Source organism: Qipengyuania pacifica (genome assembly GCF_019857205.1).
In the GTDB taxonomy this organism is placed as follows: domain Bacteria; phylum Pseudomonadota; class Alphaproteobacteria; order Sphingomonadales; family Sphingomonadaceae; genus Qipengyuania; species Qipengyuania pacifica.
Window position 1 is genome coordinate 242,973 of sequence record NZ_JAHWXO010000005.1, and the last position, 19,442, is coordinate 262,414.

Sequence of the window (19,442 nt, forward strand, 5' to 3'; positions counted from 1 at the left end):
GGCAAAGCAGGACTGGTGCGACGGATCGGCACGCGCTAGACATTACCGATGTTCTTAAATTTCGTCGACGAACTTCGCGCTGCGGGCATCCCCGCAAGCTTCAAGGAACACCTGACGCTCATCGAGGCGTTGGATCGCGATGTCATCGAACAATCGCCCGAGGCGTTCTATTACCTCTCCCGGGCCACCTTCGTGAAGGACGAAGGCCTGCTCGACCGGTTCGACCAGGTCTTCCAGCGGGTCTTCAAGGGTGTCCTCAGCGATTACGGTCAGAACCCTGTCGACATACCCGAAGATTGGCTCAAGGCTGTGGCCGAGAAATTTCTCTCCGACGAGGAGATGGAAAAGATCAAGAGCCTGGGCGACTGGGACGAGATCATGGAGACGCTGAAGAAGCGGCTCGAAGAACAGGAAAAGCGTCACCAGGGCGGTAACAAGTGGATTGGCACGGGTGGTACCTCGCCCTTTGGCAATTCCGGTTACAACCCGGAAGGCGTGCGTATAGGCGGCGAAAGCAAGCACAAGCGCGCGCTCAAGGTGTGGGACAAGCGAGAATTCAAGAACCTCGACAACACCAAGGAACTCGGCACTCGCAACATCAAGATGGCCCTGCGCCGTCTACGCCGTTTCGCGCGTGAAGGCGCCGCCGACCAGCTGGATATCGACGCGACGATAGAAGGTACGGCAAAGCAGGGCTGGCTGGATATTCATATGCGACCCGAACGTCGCAATGCGGTGAAACTGCTCCTGTTTCTCGACGTCGGCGGATCTATGGACCCGTTCATCAAGATCACCGAAGAACTGTTCAGCGCCGCGACCAGCGAATTCAAGAACCTGGAATTCTTCTACTTCCACAATTGTCTCTACGAAGGCGTCTGGAAGGACAATCGTCGTCGCTGGCAGGAACGCACCAAGACCTGGGACCTGCTCCACAAATATGGCCATGACTACAAGGTTGTCTTCGTTGGAGACGCCGCGATGAGCCCGTACGAAATCACACATCCCGGCGGCAGTGTGGAACATATGAACGAAGAGGCTGGCGCCACGTGGATGCAGCGCGTCGTAAACACCTACCCGGCAACCGTGTGGTTGAACCCCGTGCCGGAAAAGCAATGGGGCTATTCGCAGTCGACCAAGGTGATGAAACACATCGTCAATGATCGTATGTACTCGCTTACGCTCGACGGGCTGGATGATGCGATGCGCGAACTGAGCCGCAAGCAGGGCTGACGCGGCCAAATGAACCCATCTTGTAACTCCGCTGAATTTTGATCTACCGTGCGTGGAAAGGAGAATGTCGATGAGAGTTACATTCCTGCTTTGCGCAGCCGCCGTGTCGATAGCGGCATCTTCACCTGAAAGCGAAGCCACGCACAGCGCGCCTCGATCGGCAATGCCGGTCTTGGGAACTCCGGATGTCGAGCGAGACGCGTGCGATGATCTGATTACGCAAGCGCGCCAGGATTCCGTCTTGACCAAACTGGATCGCCAGCCTGCAACGGCTGACAAACCTTATTTCATTGCCGCAGTTGACCAGAAGATTGACGGTTGCAGCGTCATGGTAATGCACAACGACAAGGCGGATTTCCGCCCCCTGCCCTCTTCTCCGGATGGCCCAGCCCGTCTTGAACCGGCGCGCTGATCTGGCTCGATGACAGCGTTGCGATCGGATGAGTTCGATCACTCACGCTTCGCTCGAATTCGCCTCAGCCTCGAACGGTTCGATCCAGGTACCGGATGGCGCCTTGGGCTGTATGAATTTCTGTTGTTTGGCATAAAGCAGGCTTGGGCGTGCCTGTTCGGCGGCCTCATGCTCGCGCTTCTTCTGGCCACGCACTTCTTCTATCCGGAAGACGCGCCAGTTCACCGCTATGATTTCCTTACGATCGCCGCAGTCGCCATTCAGGGCGGCATGCTCGCCTTTCGACTGGAAACCTGGGCGGAAGCGAAGGTGATCCTGATCTTCCACGTGGTCGGCACGGTCATGGAACTGTTCAAGACAGCCGCCGGCTCGTGGGTATATCCCGAAGCAAGCACTCTACATATCGGCTCGGTCCCGCTCTTCTCGGGATTCATGTATGCGGCCGTCGGCAGCTATATCGCAAGGGTCTGGCGAATTTTCGATTTCAGCTACACTTGCTATCCAACGCGTGGTTGGACGTGGTTGCTTGCCGCCGCGGTCTATGTGAATTTCTTCGCCCATCACTGGCTACCCGACATACGCCTCGCTCTCTTCGCGGCTACTATCCTCCTGTTTGCACGTACCAGGGTCTATTTCCGCAACTGGCGCGAACATCGCTGGATGCCGCTCTTGCTGGGGTTCCTGCTCGTTGCCCTGTTCATCTGGGGCGCGGAGAACATCGGCACATTCGCGCGCGCCTGGACTTATCCCGGTCAGGAGAACGGTTGGCAGATGGTCAGCCTCGCCAAGCTGGGCAGCTGGTTTCTCCTGATGCTGATCAGTTTCGTCCTGGTTGAACTGGTGGCCCCGGTTCGTGAGCCCGATCAATCCTTACGGTCGAGCTCTTCGTCCAGTCGCAGCGAGCACCGCCAGAAGAAAAATGCGGGGACGAGCCCGAGGAAAGTGGCTCCGTAAAGCACATACCTGACGCTTTCTTCTCCATACGTAGGCTGAAGCATATCGGACAGCATACCGAAGAATAGAGGCCCCAGCCCGAGGCCGATCAGGTTCTGGAAAAAGAGCAATACTGCAGCTGCAATCGCTCGCGCCCGAAGCGGGACGAGACCCTGAACGCTCGAGTATGTGGGGCCGTAATATAGCGAGTTGCACAGCGTCGGTATGATCAGCAGGAACAGAGCCAGGAACCAGTTGTCGGTCATGAACGCCCACAGCGCGAATGGGATGGTGAGCACCATTCCCAGGGCCGGTGCGGTCAGAACATGCCTGCGGTTCTTCGCGCCGTACCGGTCGGCAATATATCCGCCCAGCATGGTGCCGGCGATACCCGCACCGCCATTGACGACGCCGAACCAGAAGCCCGTCTCTCCTGGTGTCAGGCCGTGCGTTCTCTGGAAGAAGATCGTGATCCACGTGATTTTACCATAGCCAAGAAACGCGGCCGCCGAACCGGCGATCACCAGAAGCACGAAAGCGCGGGAACTGAACATCGCCCTCAGCGCGTCCTTTAACGGCATCTGTCCAGCCGATGCCTGGGCAGCTGTTTGCTTGACGAGCCCTGTCCGCCGTGGATCCTTCAGGGTGGTGAAGACGATTACCGCTAGGATCAATCCGGGCAGGCCCACGATCAGGAACGCGTTTCTCCACCCCACCGCGTCTGCCAGTAAACCGCCTATGAACATCCCGAGGAGCGTGCCGACGGGAATTCCCAGGGCATAGAAGGCAAGCGCCGATGCCCGTTTGGAAGGTTCGACCAGATCGGCAATCAGGGAGTGCGCGGGCGGTGTACAGCCTGCTTCACCAACGCCCACGCCGATCCGAGCCAGCAGAAGCTGGGCGAAATTCTGCGCCAGTCCGCACAGGGCAGTCATTGCGGACCAGATCGCCAGGGCCCCGCCGATGAGCCATGGTCTGTTGGTGGTCGAACGGTCCGAGAACCGTGCAATCGGCAATCCGAGCACGGTGTAAAACAGCGCGAATGCCAGCCCGGTCATCAATCCGATCTGCGTGTCGCTCAGGCCAAGTTCCATGCGGATCGGTTCGGCGAGAATATTGACGATCTGCCGATCGATGAAATTGAAGATATAGACGATCAGCAGGATCCACAGAGTAACCCTCACCGACCCACCGGTCTGCCGTTCTGCCGACGTCGCCATTAAAACCTCTCCAGAAGTACGGGTATGCCCGTTTTGTCTGGCCAAGCTTTACTGATTACGACACTTCGTCAAGGCCGTTGATGGAAAATTGAACCGACGGTCGGGACGATAAGGCTCTCACGGGGGAGGCCACGGGAGAACTAGCTGTAGATAAGATGCGGCGCGATGGTTTGGCGCCATGCGTGCTCATCGGCGCTCGCGAGGGCATTCAGATCGTCGGGCACGGATTCGCTATCGTCGACCCATTCGCGCAAGGCCGGTCCACCATTGATGACATCGATTGCCAGCCGATCGAATTCATACTCGTAAGGGAAGTCCCGCCAGATGGGGTAATCCGGATATAAGCGCCGTATCGCTTTGAAAGCCAGCGCCTGCAGTCGCCATGGCTGGAAAGCGTGGTGATCGTAGAACGGTCCCTCGGCATGTATCATCAGGCCATTGCACAGTTTGCCGGCATGCTTGTGAAACGTCGGTTCGAACCAGCATTCGCGTATTGCGCAGCCTCGCAGCCAGACCGGTGCCAGACGCTTCATCTCGGCCAGAACCGCCTTCGCATCGATGTCGGGCGCGCCGAACAGCACTTCCAGCGGGCGGGTGGTGCCCCTGCCCTCGCTAAGCGTGGTCCCTTCTAGCATCACCGTGCCGGCATAGGCTCTTGCCATGTTCAGATTTGCGGCATTGGGGCTCGGATTGATCCAGACCCGATCTTTCGGCCAACCGTATCCCGAAGGATGCCCGGGCTTCCAGCCGATCATTTCGATCACTTTGAGGTCGACGTCGATTTTGAAATGGTCGACGAACCATTTTGCCATTTCTCCCATCGTAAGACCATGGCGCATCACCATCGGTCCGGCGCCGACGAAACTTTCCTGTCCCGGTAGAAGAAGCGTGCCCTCGACCGGGCCGCCCGCAGGGTTTGGCCGGTCCAGCACCCAGACACTCTTGCCCGCTCGCCCAGCCTCCTCGAGCATGTAGAGCAATGTCGTGACAAAGGTGTAGATGCGGCAACCCAGGTCCTGCAGATCGAACAGGAAGATATCGGCGCTCGACATCATTTGTCCGGTAGGGCGGCGAACCTCTCCGTAGAGGCTGAATACGGGGATCCCATACTGCGGATCGGTTTCATCCGCGGTCTCGACCATGTTGTCCTGCTTGTCGCCCTTCAGACCGTGCTGCGGACCGAAGGCGGAGGTGACGTTCACCCCGCGATCGATCAACGCATCGAGCGAATGATCGAGGCTCGCCGTAACCGACGCCGGATGGGCAATGAGCGAAACCCTCTGGTTCTGAAGGGGCTTGCGAAGTTCATCTTCTGCAATGAGACGATCGATGCCGAATTTCATGTCGCGCTGGGTGGCGCAAGGCGGGCGGTGAAGCAAGCCGGATCGTGAAAATCCGGCTTCGTTTCATGATGAGCCAGCGCCCAATAGCTTTTATGCCCGTCCTCTTCTTCGATCACGCTCGTCAGCCCCATGGCACAGTGCGACTGCGGCAACGCCGCGCCGGGAATTGCGGCGTCGAAAATGGCGAAGCTGCTGCCCATGCGCATCGTGCAGACGGGCTCGCGCTGGACGGGTCGTTCCGCCATGCCCTCGCGTCGGGATTGGAAATCATAGGCGTTCCACCTTTCGGACGGGGAAAGGTTGAATTCGCAATAGGGTTCACCGCCTTCGGGTTGCAGAAACACTTCAAAGCAGGTTGTCTGCCACAGATTGTCCGCCCGGCCCTTGCCCGCGAATTTCGGCACGACGAGCCTGCCCGCCCCCTCGATACGCCAGCGCAGCCTCAACCAATTCGTATCGCGTCCGATGACGCGTGCTTCGATGCTTGTAATGGCGAGTGGTGGATGAGCCTGATGCGGCACCAATCGATACATTTCCATGCCGCCCCTTAGCTGCTAGCGGACGCCTCGTCATGAGCAACTACACATCCGATCTCCTGCGCCTGCTGAACGAGCGCGGCTACATCCACCAGATAACCGACGCCGAGGGGCTCGACGCCCTGGCTGCAAAACAGATCGTGCCCGGCTACATCGGTTTCGACGCCACTGCGCCTTCTCTGCATATCGGCAGCCTCGTGCAGATCATGATGCTGCGCCGTTTGCAGCAGACCGGACACAAGCCGATCGTCCTCATGGGCGGCGGCACGACACGGATCGGCGATCCGACCGGGCGCGACGAAAGCCGCAAAATGCTGACCGACGCCACGATCGACGAGAATATCGCCGGCATCAGGACCGTCTTCGAACGACTGCTGACGTTCGGCGACGGCCCGACCGATGCGGTCATGGTCAACAATCAGGACTGGCTCGGCGGTCTGGGCTACATCGAAATGCTGCAGAAGGTCGGCACGCATTTCACCGTCAACCGGATGCTGAGCTTCGATTCGGTTCGTCTGCGCCTCGAGCGCGAACAACCGATGACCTTCCTCGAATTCAACTACATGATCCTGCAGGGGTACGACTTCCGTTACCTGTCGCAGGAAATGGGCGCGCGGCTGCAGATGGGCGGCAGCGATCAGTGGGGCAACATCGTCAACGGTATGGAACTGGGCCGCCGCATGGACGGCAGCGAGCTGTTCGGCCTGACGACGCCGCTGCTGACTACGGCCGATGGCGCCAAGATGGGCAAGACCGCTGCGGGCGCGGTCTGGCTCAACGAGGCACAGCTGCCGAGTTACGATTTCTGGCAGTACTGGCGCAATGTGGACGATCGGGATGTCGGCCGCTTCCTGCGGCTCTTCACCGATCTGGATCTTGGCGAGATCGCGCGGCTCGAATCGCTTGAAGGTTCGGAAATCAATCACGCGAAGACGGTACTCGCCAACGAAGTGACGCGGCTTGTTCGCGGGGACGAGGCTGCCGCGCTGGCCGAGCGAACCGCAGCGGAAACCTTTGCCGGCGGCGGGGCCGGTGCGGATCTGCCCACTCTGGAAGTGGGCGCGGACGGCATGCGCATCGGCGCCGTTCTGACCGCACTGGGCTTCACCGCTTCCAACGGCGAAGCGAAGCGCAAACTGACCGAAGGCGCAGTGAGGCTGGACGGAGAACCGGTCGCCGATCCGGCCTTTCTGGTAACCATAGCCGAAGGCGCGGAATCCAAGCTCAGCCTAGGCAAGAAAAAGCACGCCATAATCCGCCGTTAGCCGGCACAACGCCCAATTACAGTGCTTCGGTTTACCAATTGCTAGCCTTTTACAGGCATAGAGACCCTCGATTGTTTCACGAATAAAGGGATCGTCAGCCATGAGTGCCGGAGCACAACTGAGCGTAACCGATCAGCGGCGCATGGCGCGCCATCCGGTCGACCACCCCGTCATTGCCGAACATTTCGGCAGGGGCGACGTGCGGCTGCACATTGCGAATATTTCGGCTAACGGCTTCATGGTCGACAACGCCGATGCGATCGCACGAGGCGAGCGCGTAATCGTGCGGCTTCCTGTCATCGGACGCATCGAGGCCTACTGCATCTGGACCCGCGATAACCGCGCTGGCTTTCAGTTCGAACGCATCATCCGCGTCGACGACTTTCTGGCGCTGATCGACACGCTTCAGCCAAATCCGCGCCTACGCAAGCTGCGCTGAGCCGCAACACCTTCTTCTAGAAGAACAAGCAGGCCCGTCTTCACAACCGAAGGCGGGCCTGTCATGCGTCCGGGGGTGAACGAAACCGACACCCTTTCTCCCGAATCCTCGCCACTGCGCATCGCGAATTTCCGCGCCTATTTCGTCTCTCGACTGACGATGACGCTGGCGCAGTATGCGATGATGCTGATCATCGGCTGGCAGACCTACAACATTGCCCGTGACAGCGGTTTGGGCGTTGCGGAGGCATCCGGGCAGCTCGCGCTGATCGGCCTGCTGCAATTCGTGCCCCTGTTTCTGCTTACCCCGTTTTCTGGGTGGGCCGCCGATCATTTCGACCGTCGCAACGTCGCCCGGTTGACGATGCTTGCACAGCTCGGCTGCGCCGCCACCCTCACGTGGTTCACCTGGTCCGAAACGCTTACGATCACAGCGCTGTTCGGCGTGGCGATCGTGCTGGGCATAGTGCGGGCCTTTAATGGCCCGGCCCTATCCGCGCTGGCCCCCAATCTGGTGCCCAAGACGATCCTGCCCAACGCCATCGCGCTCTCCAGCATCGCGTGGCAGACGGGTATGATCGTCGGACCGGCGATCGGCGGCTACACCCACGCCATCTATCCGGCGCTTCCCTATGCGTTCGCATGCGTCCTGTTCGGGGTCGCCATTACCGCCCTGTCCTTCATCGGCAAGGTCCCCCAGCCCCCGCGTGAAGCGAACAAGCGGCCGATCCATCAAATGGTCGAAGGCCTTCGCTACGTGGTGCATAACAAGATGGTTCTGGGCGCGATAACGCTCGACCTTTTTGCCGTCTTTCTTGCCGGGGCCACGGCGCTCTTCCCGGTCTTCGCACGCGATATCCTCCAGGTTGGCGAGACCGGCCTTGCCCAGCTTGCCATGGCACCTGCAGTAGGCGCCGCGCTGACGGCGCTCTGGTTCAGCTTCCGGCCCCTAAAGACCAATGTCGGCCCTCGGATGCTGTGGGCCGTCGGCATTTTCGGCATGGCCACGATCATATTCGGCTTATCCAAATGGATGCCGCTCAGTCTGGCCATGCTCTTTATCGTGGGTGCCGCGGACATGTTCAGCGTCTACATCCGTCAGTCGCTGATCCAGTTGCACACGCCCGATGACAAGCGCGGCCGCGTCTCGTCCGTCAGCCTCTTGACCATCAGCGCTTCCAACGAATTCGGCGATTTCTTCTCCGGCAGCCTGGCCTTTCTCATCGGGCCGGTCTTCGCTGTCGTGGGTGGCGGGGTCGGCGCCATCGTCACCGTCGCCATCTGGGCCAGAATATTTCCCGTTTTGCGCACCACGCGGACCTTTGACCCGCCTGAGGAATTGCTAGACTCTCCCCCTGAAGAAAAACTGCAGGAGCAGATGCCATGAAAGCCGACTCCGTCCTCGCCACCATTGGCGGAACCCCACACATTCGCCTGTCGCGACTTTTCCCTGATCACGAAGTCTGGGTGAAAAGCGAACGCGCCAATCCCGGCGGCTCGATCAAGGATCGCATCGGTCTGGCGATGATCGAAGATGCGGAACAGGCGGGCAAGCTCAAGCCTGGCGGCACGATTATCGAACCGACGAGCGGCAATACCGGCATTGGACTTGCCATGGCCGCCGCGGTCAAAGGCTACAAGCTGGTTCTGGTCATGCCGGAAAGCATGAGCGTCGAACGTCGCCGACTTATGCTCGCCTACGGCGCCACCTTCGATCTCACGCCCAAGGAAGGCGGCATGAAGGGCGCTATCGAGCGTGCGCAGCAGCTTGTCGAACAGACCGATGGTGCCTGGATGCCCAGCCAGTTCGACAATGACAGCAACTGGAAGGTCCATGCACGCACGACTGCAAAGGAAATCCTCGACGATTTCAGCGACGCGCCGATCGGCGCGCTGATCACCGGTGTTGGCACGGGCGGCCATCTTACCGGCTGCGCACAAGTGCTGAAGGACGCGTGGCCTGATATGAAGGCTTTCGCCGTCGAACCAACGCTCTCTCCGGTCATCAGCGGCGGCCAGCCTGGTCCCCACCCCATTCAGGGTATCGGTGCCGGCTTCATTCCCGACAATCTGCACACGCAGGCGATCGACGGCACCATCCAGGTGGAACCGGAAGATGCGAAGGAAATGGCTCGTCAATGTGCCGCAAAGGAAGGCTTGCTCGTCGGTATCTCCAGCGGCGCGACGCTGGCCGCCATCAAGCAGAAGCTGAACGATCTGCCCGCAGGCACCCGGGTCCTGGGGTTCAACTACGACACCGGTGAACGTTACCTCTCGGTGCCGGATTTCCTTCCCGAATGACGGAATTCAGGAAGGTCGGATATCGCGACGGTTCGGTTGATCTGACCGCACTGCATGCACACCCGCAAGATGCGATCCGCGCCGCTGTCGCGATCTATCCGACCTTCATGAACTCGACCCCGGCGGTCGAAATGAAGGCGCGGCAACTGGTCGATGCCGGCTACGCCGTTCTGATCGGCGATTTTTACGGGCCCGAAGCACCGGAAAATCCCGAAGAGGCCTTTGCCGCCATGCGGACCTTGCGCAGCGATCCGGCAGCCATGCGCCGGCGTTTGGGGGCAACGCTCGAGCTCCTACGCACCTTGCACCCAGATTTACCCCATCTGGCGATAGGCTTCTGTCTGGGGGGAATGGCGGTACTGGAGATGGCGCGCGCCGGGCAGGATCTGGTTGCCGTGTGCAGCTTCCATGGGATGCTGGAAACCTCGCTTCCCGCAAACGATCCGATAAAACCGCGCATTCTGGTGTGTCATGGCGACGCGGATTCCTTGGTTCCGCGGCCACAGGTTCTGGCCTTCTGGGAAGAGATGGACGCAATCGGGGCCGACTGGCACTTCCACAGCTATGCCGGCGTTGAACATGGCTTTACCAACCCGCTTGCGCGCGACGGGACGCCAAATCCCGCATACGATCCCAGCGCCGATCGCCAGAGCTGGGCCGCAATGCACGCGCTCTTCGACGAAGTCCTGGAATTGCGCAGTTAGCGCAGCAAATTACGCGCAGTATTTGGTGCGGCTGTCTTGCACCCGGCCGTAATCGCGCCTGTCCTCTTCGGAACCGACCGCGCGCAGAATGGATGCCGCGGCGACCTTGTTGCGGCCCCCGGCTTTCGCTTCGTACAGGGCGACGTCTGATCTACGGCACAGGTCGGAAAGCTGATCGGTCATTTGCAACTCGGCCACTCCGAACGATGCCGTGACCGCTTTCTCATTGCCCAAGCGAAGGGGAAGCTTGCGCGAAATCAGCACCCTGATGTCTTCCGCTAAAGCCTGGGCCTGTGCTGCATTATGCCCCGGCAGAAGCATCGCAAATTCTTCACCGCCCAACCGCGCGACCAGATCGCTCTGGCCGGACGATGCACTCAACAATGCGGCTAGGTCCGCGATCACCATGTCGCCCGCGGCATGTCCAAAGCTGTCATTGATCGCCTTGAACCGATCGAGGTCGATCGTGATCAGTGCCAATGGCTGACCGTTCTTTTTTGCGCGTTCGACATAAGGCTGTCCGCGCGCTTCGAAGCCGCGACGATTGAGTACGCCCGAAAGCGGGTCCGTTTCGGAGCGGACGACCATTTCCATCGTGGTGTCGCGCATGATCACCAGCAACAGGACCAATGCCAGGGCGACGAGGACAACCGCGCCCAGGGTTTGAGAAATCGCGGCGTATTCCGAACCGAGGTAACTTTGCGGATCGGGGGCGTTGTTCACTCGCGCAACAATGGCGGATTTTGACAGATAGGTGAGCGCGCCCATCGCACTGACGGCCGCCAGGAGCCTGTCGAGCGCCATACGCCTTCCGGACCGGAGCACGAGCACAACGATCAGTACATGCAGCGACAAATAAGGAAGCTGGTACAGGAGCGTGCGCAGGGTCGAGCCATATGGCAGGTAGAACAGGGCCGGGATCAGCCCCAGGGCGGCAACCCAGATCGTCGCCAAAGCTATCTTCGGTCGCTTCACATCGTAATGCGTTGCGACGCCCACGACCCCAAAGGTCAGTGCAGTCAGATAGACAAGATAGATCGCCACCACGCCCACCCCCGGATGGGCCAGCGAAGGCAGAAGGAACTCCAGCGCGACATCGATTACTCCGATGCCATAGGCGGCAGCGAGCCACCGCGCACCGCGAACGGTTGGATTGGTAGATGCGACCACCGCAAATGCCACCGCAAACAGCGCCGAAACGAACATGTTGATGCTGAGGATGAAAACGGCGGTCATGAGCGGAGCCAGTCGGTAACTTCCAAGTGCGAATGCTTGGTTAAACGCGCATTAGGGTTTGACGGGATTAACGACCATGCCCTTGGAAACAATTCGGTGGAATGATTGTCCGCTCTGCGCTTCGTTCGGAGCAAGGCAGGTCAATCTGTGCTCCGACGTCCCGGTGATGAATAAGATCGAACTTCTGATCTACGTTTTCTTACCGATGCTTAGCGGATCTTGTTGAAGCCGTTACTCACGAGCGCAAAAGCATTTTCCTACACTGCTGCTGTCGGGTAGATGCTGGAGCCAGCTCTTTCACATTAATGAAGAACTGACGGCGAGCCGCGCCACTTTACTGCGTAAGTCGCATCTTCTCGATCGCGCTTTTAGATGTGTCGCCCATACTCGAAGATGGGCGAAAGGTGACACACGCTTCGTCGAAGAGGCTCGTAGTTCAATGATTGTAAACGGGAAATCGACCGGAGGCAGTTTTTAATTCACCCCCGGTCGGCGTCACCCGCCCTGCTGTCAGGCGGCAGTTGAAAAGGCTGCTTCGTCCAGCGCCATGAGGCTATCGGCACCGGCTTCCAGCTTGCGACGCAGCGCTCCCACGTCAGGCAGGAACCGGTCCATGTAATAGCGCGCAGTTGCCAGCTTCGCCTCATAGAACGCCTTGTCATCGGTGTCGGATGCGAGAGCTGTCTGTGCCACCTTGGCCATGCGCAGCCACATCCAGCCCAGGGTCACGATACCCATGATGTGCATGTAGTGGTGCGCGCCAGCGCCAAGATGGTTCGGGTTCTGCATGGCGTTCTGCATGAACCACATCGTCGCCGCCTGCTGTTGGCCAAGCGCTTTTTCCAGAGCTTCGGCCATTGCACCCAGATCGTCGTCGTCCTTGGCCGCTGCAATATCGTCGCCCACCGCTTTGAAATATGCCTGGATGGCTGCCCCGCCCTTCTGCGCGAGCTTCCGGCCGCACAGATCCATCGCCTGCACGCCGTTGGTGCCTTCGTAGATCTGGGCGATCCGGGCGTCGCGCACGAACTGGCTCATGCCCCATTCCTCGATATAGCCGTGGCCACCGAAGACCTGCTGCATGTTGGTCGCAACCTCATAGCCCTTGTCGGTGCCATACCCCTTGATGACCGGGGTCAGCAGACCGATCATCGCATCGGCTTCGGCGCGTTCCTCTTCGGTCTGCGCCTTGTGGGTCAGGTCGACGAGCAACGCCCCCCACAGCGACAGGGCGCGCATGCCTTCGGTGAAGGCCTTGGCATCCATCAGCATACGGCGAACGTCCGGGTGGACGAATATCGGGTCGGCCTGGGCTTCCGGCTCGGCGGGACCGGTCAGTGCCCTGCCCTGACGCCGGTCGAGAGCGTAGGCGACAGCGTTCTGATATGCGACTTCAGCCTGGCTGAGACCCTGCATACCGACGCCGAGGCGGGCTGCGTTCATCATGATGAACATTGCAGCCAGGCCCTTGTTCTCTTCACCGACAAGCCATCCCGTGGCGCCGTCGTAATTGAGGACGCAAGTGGAATTGGCGTGAATACCCATCTTGTGTTCGATCGAACCGCACATCACGCCATTGCGTTCGCCAACCGAACCGTCCTCGTTCACCAGGAACTTCGGCACCACGAACAGCGAGATACCCTTGGTGCTGTCAGGCGCTCCCGGGGTCTTCGCCAGAACCAGATGGATGATGTTGTCCGAAAGGTCATGCTCGCCGGCAGAAATGAAGATCTTGGTGCCGGTAATCGAATAGCTGCCATCGCCCTTCGGCTCCGCCTTGGTGCGGATCATGCCGAGATCGGTGCCGCACTGCGGTTCGGTCAGGTTCATGGTGCCGGTCCATTCGCCGGACACCATCTTGGGCAGATACATTTCCTTCTGTTCCTGAGTGCCCTTGGCGATCAGTGCAGAAATGGCGCCATTGGTCAGGCCCGGATACATGCCGAATGCTTGGTTGGCGCTGGAAATGAATTCTTCCATCACGAAGCCGAGCACATGCGGCAAGCCCTGTCCGCCAAACTCCTCGGGCTGCGCCAGCGTCCCCCATCCCGCTTCGCGGAACTGGTTGAAGGCCTCCTTGAAACCTTTCGGAGTGGTGACGGAACCGTCCTCGTGACGCGTACAGCCTTCCTGATCGCCCGACTGGTTTATGGGCGCCAGTACCTCGGCACAGAACTTGCCGCCTTCGGTGATCACGGCATCCGTGACATCGGGGCTCGCCATCTCGAAGCCCGGCAGGTTGCCGTAGCTGGCAAGATCGAGCAGTTCATTGACAAGGAAGCGGGTATCGCGGGTCGGCGCGGTATATGTGGGCATCTGCGTGTCCTTGGTTTGAGCCTGGCCGGCATGGGGCCGGTTGGTGAAATCAATCGCGGTCGAGTGTTTCGATATGTTCGATGAAGTCGGATAGTTCGCTGATCGCGCTGTCGATATCGTCGCGCTGTTCCTTCAGCTTGGCGACATGGGTCCTGCACTTCTCGATCGTGACGCGCCGCTGTTCGACGCGGCCGTCACCCAGATCGTAGAGGTCGATCATCTCGCGGATCTCGACCAATGAGAAGCCGACGTTCTTGGCCCGCATGATCCACGCGAGTCGCGCGCGGTCCCGTTTCGAATAGATGCGGGTTAGCCCGATACGCGACGGCGCAATAAGGCCCTCGTCCTCGTAGAAGCGGAGTGCCCGCGCCGTGCAACCGAATTCACTGGTAAGATCGGATATCGAGTATTGTTCGCGACCCAATTCGTCGGGTCGTTCGATATGGGCGCCGGCGTGGCGGCGATCGCCAGTCGCGGCGGTGACATCCTTGGGAAGCGGCTGGTTCATGCCCTTCCAATAATCCAACGTTTACGTAAGCGTCAAGTCTTGACGGGTTCGAGAGCGTCATCCTGCAATACGCGGTAGAAGCAGCTACGGGCTCCGGTATGGCAAGTCGGCCCCGCCGGTGTGCAAGACAGAACAAGCGCATCCTGATCACAGTCCACCAGTATCTCATGGACCTTGAGTATATTGCCGGAGCTTTCACCCTTCTTCCACAATTTGCCGCGCGAGCGGGAATGGAAGTGGGCGACCCCCGTCTCTCGCGTCGCATTCAGCGCTTCGGCATCCATGAAGGCTACCATGAGCACGTCGCGAGTCTCGTGGTGAACCACCACGGCACTGAGGAGGCCCTTGTCGTCGAACTTCGGCATAAAGGACCGTCCAGCTTCGCGCTCGGATCGATCTGACATGGTAGAACCTTTCAAATTGTACTCCTGCGACATGCTTGTTGCACGATAACCACAAAGTCGACCCAAAATCACACACTCTTGCAGAAGTGTGTTTGAAGTCAGGCGTTTTTGAGGAACAAAAGGGTCAGCAGGCACGTGAGGCCTGCCCACCGGAGCAGCGGTGCCAGTAGAGCGCCAGGTTCAGGGGGTTAACGGATCCGCAGCCGCGATGAGGGTATGCGCGGCGCATCCGGAAACGATGAGGGATGGACCCAAGGTGCATGCTGGGGGGCTGCACCCGCGCCGCAAGGCAGGTCCGGTTATATTCGTCACGTGGCGCCCGGGATCGCAAGATCCCGGGCGTTTCCGTTACGGGTCAGTTTCGTATGGCCTCATCGAGAACGCGCGAAAAACACGCGATCATCACCCTCTTCGCGCCAGCAGCTTTCAAGGCCTTCACACAAGCCGCGCTCGTCGCACCGCTAGTCAATACATCGTCGACCAGCACGATCTCAGCATCATTCAAAACTCGTGCGCGCTTGGGATTGATCTTTACGGCCCCGGAAAGAGCCTTTGCCCTGGCCTTTTTACCGAGACCGCCAAGGCTTGGCGTGGGTTTGGTTCGTATCAATCCATCGACGCACAGGGTTCCATGTCCCATGCGGCTGAGCTCACGTCCGAGCAACGCTGCCTGATTATAGCCCCTGTGCCACAGCCTTCCGCGGTGAAGAGGAACGGGAACAATAAGCCTGAGGCCGTCTCCTCGCGGAAGCCGGGCGGCGATCAGTTTTGCAAGCATCGGCGCTAGCGCGATCCGGCGTCCGTGCTTGAACGCGAGAACGAGCTTTCGCGACGTATCGGTATAGAGCGTTCCTGCGGCGATCCCGTCGTGCTTCGGTGGATCGGCAAGGCAGGGCGCACAAATAGCGCCATCGATCGACCCGTTTTCGCTAAATGGGCGCTGGCACGAGGTGCACCACGGCTCCGATGGAATGACAAGATCATCCCAGCAAATCATGCACAAACCGCCCTGTTCGCCCACTCCCCCACCGCACGCCGGACAACGGGGAGGATACACGAAGTTGAGCACGGGCGCGAAGCTGGTCGCGAGAAGGCGGCTTGTCGACACCTTCCCTTGCTGCCCGGCTTGCGCGCACCTGGCAAGCGCGGCAGGGATCGAGGCATGAATTCCTCCACGCCCCCCCGGATATTCTCTCGCGAGCGCCGTATTTCAGGCTTGCGCCGTGCCCGGGTGAGGCAGGCTCATCGCGACGCGGCGCGTTACATCATGGACGATATGGTCGAGGATATTCTCGACCGGCTCGAATTTATCCGCATGTCGCCCGAACGTGTCTTGGTAATCGGCGACTGGACTGGAACTCTGGCGCTGTCGCTGCGAGGCGCCGGTTCAACCGTCGTCGAGCATGACGTTGCCACTCTTGACGAAGAGCGACCGATCAAGGGCCAACCGTTCGATCTGATCGTGACCCTTTCTTCGGTTGACCGTGTCAACGACCTTCCAGGCGCTCTTCTCCATATGCGCAACGCCTTGGCGGATGATGGTCTGATGGTGGCCAGTTTCCTCGGCGCTGGAAGCCTTCCCAATCTGCGGCGCGCCATGATCGCGAGCGAGCCGGACAGGCCCACGGCGCGGATGCATCCGCTAGTCGACAATCAGGCGGCCTCTGCCCTTCTCCAGCGCGCATTGTTCAAACGGCAGGTGGTCGACAGTCGGCGCCTGACCGTATCCTTCGCCTCGCTTGACCGGCTTGTGTCCGACCTTCGCGATCAGGGATTGGGCAGCACGCTAGACAATGTGCCTCCACCGCTCGGAAAAAGGGCAAAGAAGAGAGCGGACAACGCGTTCATGACCGCTGCCAACGACAAGGGCCGTGTGCTCGAAATTTTCGAGATACTGACGCTTACAGGCTGGAAAGACTAACGAAGACTGGCTTGCGCAGCGGCCAGTCGCGCAATGGGTACGCGGTAAGGGGACGCACTTACGTAATCGAGACCGGTACGATCGCAAAAGGCTATACTTGCCGGATCGCCGCCATGTTCGCCGCAAATACCCATCTTCAGTCCTTCGCGCGTGGCCCTGCCCCGCTCTACCGCGAGTTCGACCAGTTGCCCGACGCCGTCAACATCGAGGCTGACGAACGGATCACGCGCAAAAATGCCTTTGTCGACGTAGGTTGTGAGGAATCGTCCGGCATCGTCGCGGCTGACCCCCAGCGTGGTCTGGGTGAGGTCATTGGTCCCGAAGCTGAAAAATTCGCCGACTTCGGCGATCTCGCCCGCCATGAGTGCAGCGCGGGGAAGCTCGATCATCGTCCCGACGAGGTATTCGAGCGTCGTTCCGGTATCGGCAAACACTTCGGCCGCGACCCTATCGACGACAGCCTTGAGCAATTCGAGTTCGCGCCGCGTGGCGACTAGCGGGATCATGACTTCAGGGACAGGTGCGTCCCCGCTGTCCCTGGCGACCTGACAGGCGGCTTCGAAGATCGCGCGTGCCTGCATCTCGTAGATTTCGGGATAGGTGATCCCCAGGCGGCAACCGCGGTGGCCGAGCATGGGGTTGAATTCGTGCAATTCGCCAGCGCGCCGGCGGAGCTTCTCGATCGGCACGCCAGTTGCTTTGGCCAGTTCCTCGAACTCGGTATCGCCGTGCGGCAGGAATTCGTGCAGCGGCGGGTCGAGGAGGCGGATAGTGCATGGCAGACCCGCCATCACTTCAAAGATGGTCACGAAGTCGCTGCGCTGTTCCGGCAGCAGCTTGTCGAGCGCGGCACGGCGGCCCTTTTCGGTATCGGCGAGGATCATTTCGCGCACGGCGCTGATCCGACCGGCATCGAAGAACATGTGCTCGGTCCGGCAAAGGCCGATGCCTTCGGCGCCGAACTGGCGCGCCATGCGGCATTCGGTTTCGGTTTCGGCATTGGTGCGCACGCGCATGCGGCGGTGCTTGTCGGCCCATTCCATCAGCGTACCGAAATCGCCAGCAAGTTCGGGTTCGATGGTTGCGACCTCGCCCGCCATGACCTGACCGTTGGCACCGTCGATGGTGATGATATCGCCTTCGGAAAGTTCGCGATCACCAATGCTCAGCGTGCGCCCTTCCCGTGCGATCGAGACCTGCGAAGCGCCCGATACACAAGGACGCCCCATTCCGCGTGCGACCACCGCCGCGTGGCTGGTCATCCCGCCGCGCGCCGTCAGGATGCCCGTGGCAGCGTGCATGCCGTGAATGTCCTCCGGGCTGGTTTCAACACGAACCAAAATGACCTTCTCGCCGCGATTTGCCCAAAGTTCGGCGGTATCCGCATCGAGAACGATCTTGCCGCTTGCGGCACCCGGCGATGCAGGAAGGCCGGTTGTCAAAACATCACGCGGAGCATTCGGATCGAGCGTGGGGTGCAGCAATTGGTCGAGCGCCATCGGATCGACACGCAGGATGGCGGTCTTCTCGTCGATCAGCCCCTCATCCACCATGTCGACGGCCATCTTCAGCGCGGCCTTGGCCGTCCGCTTGCCGTTGCGAGTCTGCAGTAACCAGAGCTTGCCCTGTTGTACGGTGAATTCGATATCCTGCATGTCGGTGTAATGCCGTTCCAGCAGATCGAACAGATGTGACAGTTCGGCAAACGCTTCGGGCATGGCTTCTTCCATGCTCGGTTTGTCTGCCCCGGCGGCTTCACGGCGCGCCCTGGTGAGATATTGCGGCGTGCGGATGCCCGCGACCACATCTTCGCCCTGCGCATTGACCAGCCATTCGCCGTAGTAAGCCTTTTCACCGGTCGACGGATCGCGCGTGAACGCTACGCCGGTAGCGCTGGTATCGCCCATGTTGCCGAATACCATTGCCTGCACGTTCACCGCAGTACCCATGTCATGCGGAATGTCATTCAGGCGGCGATAGACCTTGGCGCGCTCGGTATCCCAACTGTCGAAGACGGCGCTGATTGCGCCCCATAGCTGTTCGATAGGATCCTGAGGGAAAGGAGCGCCGAGTTCTTCTTCGACAATGGACTTATACTGCGCGACGAGCGTCTTCCACTCGTCGGCGGAAAGCTCGGTATCGGCGTAATAGCCGTTGTCTTCCTTGGCGATTTCCAGTGCTTCTTCGAACAGGCCGTGATCAACCCCGAGGACCACATCGCCGTACATCTGGATGAAGCGGCGGTAGCTGTCCCACGCGAAGCGTTCATCGCCGGACGTTCTGGCAAGGCCTTCGACCGTCTCGTCGTTCAGGCCGAGGTTGAGCACGGTGTCCATCATGCCCGGCATGGAAATGGCCGCGCCCGATCGGACCGACACGAGCAGCGGATCGGCAGCATTGCCAAAGCCCTTGCCCACCGTTTCTTCTACGTGGCGGAGTGCGTCGGCAACGTCCGCCCGCAACTTTTCGGAAAAGTCCGAACCGCCTGCGAGATATTTGAGGCATTCTTCGGTCGCGATGGTGAAGCCGGGGGGAACCGGCAGGCCGATGCTGGCCATCTCGGCCAGGTTCGCCCCCTTGCCGCCGGTGACGGTCTTGTCCTTCTGTCGTGCATTCGAATGCGGAGCGTTGCCGCCGAAGGTGAAGACCGTATCGTTCATTCTAATCCCTGCTTA

General features: G+C 59.9%; 18 protein-coding genes. 9 read left to right on the top strand and 9 right to left on the bottom strand.

Annotation, left to right across the window (positions count from 1 at the left end; genetic code table 11):
- Positions 1–48: 48 nt before the first annotated feature.
- From KYK83_RS10330 to KYK83_RS10340, 3 genes are all read left to right on the top strand, one after another.
- Complete coding sequence (locus KYK83_RS10330) at positions 49–1,230, top strand: vWA domain-containing protein (RefSeq protein WP_222828170.1); 1,182 nt, start codon at positions 49–51, stop codon at positions 1,228–1,230.
- A 70-nt stretch (positions 1,231–1,300) separates the two neighbouring features.
- Entirely contained in the window at positions 1,301–1,642 is a 342-nt protein-coding gene (locus tag KYK83_RS10335; RefSeq protein WP_222828171.1) for a hypothetical protein, read from the top strand.
- A 9-nt stretch (positions 1,643–1,651) separates the two neighbouring features.
- Positions 1,652–2,596, top strand: a complete 945-nt coding sequence (locus tag KYK83_RS10340) for a DUF817 domain-containing protein (protein WP_222828172.1) — start codon at positions 1,652–1,654, stop codon at positions 2,594–2,596.
- Here the strand turns inward: KYK83_RS10340 and KYK83_RS10345 are convergent.
- The 3 genes from KYK83_RS10345 to KYK83_RS10355 all read right to left on the bottom strand — a co-directional run bounded on the left by KYK83_RS10345 (position 2,506) and on the right by KYK83_RS10355 (position 5,677).
- On the bottom strand, positions 2,506–3,795 hold the full coding sequence (locus KYK83_RS10345) for a spinster family MFS transporter (RefSeq protein WP_103024979.1): 1,290 nt from the start codon (positions 3,793–3,795) through the stop codon (positions 2,506–2,508). The genes KYK83_RS10340 and KYK83_RS10345 overlap by 91 nt on opposite strands.
- 140 nt (positions 3,796–3,935) lie before the next feature.
- Positions 3,936–5,138 (bottom strand): exo-beta-N-acetylmuramidase NamZ family protein, encoded by a 1,203-nt coding sequence (locus tag KYK83_RS10350; RefSeq protein ID WP_222828174.1) that lies wholly within the window; start codon positions 5,136–5,138, stop codon positions 3,936–3,938.
- The gene (locus KYK83_RS10355; RefSeq protein WP_222828176.1) at positions 5,135–5,677 is read right to left on the bottom strand and encodes a DOMON-like domain-containing protein; all 543 of its coding nucleotides are present in this window, start codon (positions 5,675–5,677) and stop codon (positions 5,135–5,137) included. Before KYK83_RS10355 ends, KYK83_RS10350 begins: the two co-directional genes overlap by 4 nt.
- Positions 5,678–5,709: 32 nt before the next feature.
- On the opposite strand from KYK83_RS10355, the gene tyrS reads away from it, so the two are divergent.
- The 5 genes from tyrS to KYK83_RS10380 all read left to right on the top strand — a co-directional run bounded on the left by tyrS (position 5,710) and on the right by KYK83_RS10380 (position 10,382).
- Positions 5,710–6,939: a tyrosine--tRNA ligase gene (gene tyrS / locus KYK83_RS10360; RefSeq protein WP_222828177.1), complete on the top strand. Its 1,230-nt coding sequence runs from the start codon at positions 5,710–5,712 to the stop codon at positions 6,937–6,939.
- Positions 6,940–7,039: 100 nt separating this feature from the next.
- Positions 7,040–7,378 (top strand): PilZ domain-containing protein, encoded by a 339-nt coding sequence (locus KYK83_RS10365; RefSeq protein WP_103024975.1) that lies wholly within the window; start codon positions 7,040–7,042, stop codon positions 7,376–7,378.
- Between the two features lie 63 nt (positions 7,379–7,441).
- Entirely contained in the window at positions 7,442–8,764 is a 1,323-nt protein-coding gene (locus tag KYK83_RS10370) for an MFS transporter (RefSeq protein ID WP_222828178.1), read from the top strand.
- The gene (cysK, locus tag KYK83_RS10375) at positions 8,761–9,678 is read left to right on the top strand and encodes a cysteine synthase A (RefSeq protein ID WP_222828181.1); all 918 of its coding nucleotides are present in this window, start codon (positions 8,761–8,763) and stop codon (positions 9,676–9,678) included. Before KYK83_RS10370 ends, cysK begins: the two co-directional genes overlap by 4 nt.
- The gene (locus KYK83_RS10380; protein WP_222828184.1) at positions 9,675–10,382 is read left to right on the top strand and encodes a dienelactone hydrolase family protein; all 708 of its coding nucleotides are present in this window, start codon (positions 9,675–9,677) and stop codon (positions 10,380–10,382) included. Before cysK ends, KYK83_RS10380 begins: the two co-directional genes overlap by 4 nt.
- A gap of 9 nt (positions 10,383–10,391) precedes the next feature.
- Here KYK83_RS10380 and KYK83_RS10385 read toward each other — a convergent pair whose 3' ends face one another.
- The 5 genes from KYK83_RS10385 to KYK83_RS10405 form a co-directional block, all read right to left on the bottom strand.
- Positions 10,392–11,618: a GGDEF domain-containing protein gene (locus KYK83_RS10385; protein ID WP_222828186.1), complete on the bottom strand. Its 1,227-nt coding sequence runs from the start codon at positions 11,616–11,618 to the stop codon at positions 10,392–10,394.
- Between the two features lie 510 nt (positions 11,619–12,128).
- Positions 12,129–13,934 (bottom strand): acyl-CoA dehydrogenase C-terminal domain-containing protein, encoded by a 1,806-nt coding sequence (locus KYK83_RS10390; RefSeq protein WP_222828188.1) that lies wholly within the window; start codon positions 13,932–13,934, stop codon positions 12,129–12,131.
- A 49-nt stretch (positions 13,935–13,983) separates the two neighbouring features.
- Complete coding sequence (locus KYK83_RS10395) at positions 13,984–14,442, bottom strand: MerR family transcriptional regulator (RefSeq protein WP_103024969.1); 459 nt, start codon at positions 14,440–14,442, stop codon at positions 13,984–13,986.
- 32 nt (positions 14,443–14,474) lie between these two features.
- Positions 14,475–14,846, bottom strand: a complete 372-nt coding sequence (gene hisI, locus KYK83_RS10400; RefSeq protein ID WP_103025079.1) for a phosphoribosyl-AMP cyclohydrolase — start codon at positions 14,844–14,846, stop codon at positions 14,475–14,477.
- Between the two features lie 355 nt (positions 14,847–15,201).
- On the bottom strand, positions 15,202–15,954 hold the full coding sequence (locus tag KYK83_RS10405) for a ComF family protein (RefSeq protein ID WP_222828189.1): 753 nt from the start codon (positions 15,952–15,954) through the stop codon (positions 15,202–15,204).
- Between the two features lie 54 nt (positions 15,955–16,008).
- On the opposite strand from KYK83_RS10405, the gene KYK83_RS10410 reads away from it, so the two are divergent.
- On the top strand, positions 16,009–16,767 hold the full coding sequence (locus KYK83_RS10410) for a class I SAM-dependent methyltransferase (RefSeq protein WP_222828190.1): 759 nt from the start codon (positions 16,009–16,011) through the stop codon (positions 16,765–16,767).
- Here KYK83_RS10410 and ppdK read toward each other — a convergent pair.
- Positions 16,764–19,427, bottom strand: a complete 2,664-nt coding sequence (gene ppdK, locus KYK83_RS10415; RefSeq protein WP_222828191.1) for a pyruvate, phosphate dikinase — start codon at positions 19,425–19,427, stop codon at positions 16,764–16,766. The two genes, KYK83_RS10410 and ppdK, sit on opposite strands and share 4 nt — an antisense overlap.
- Between the last annotated feature and the right edge of the window lie 15 nt (positions 19,428–19,442).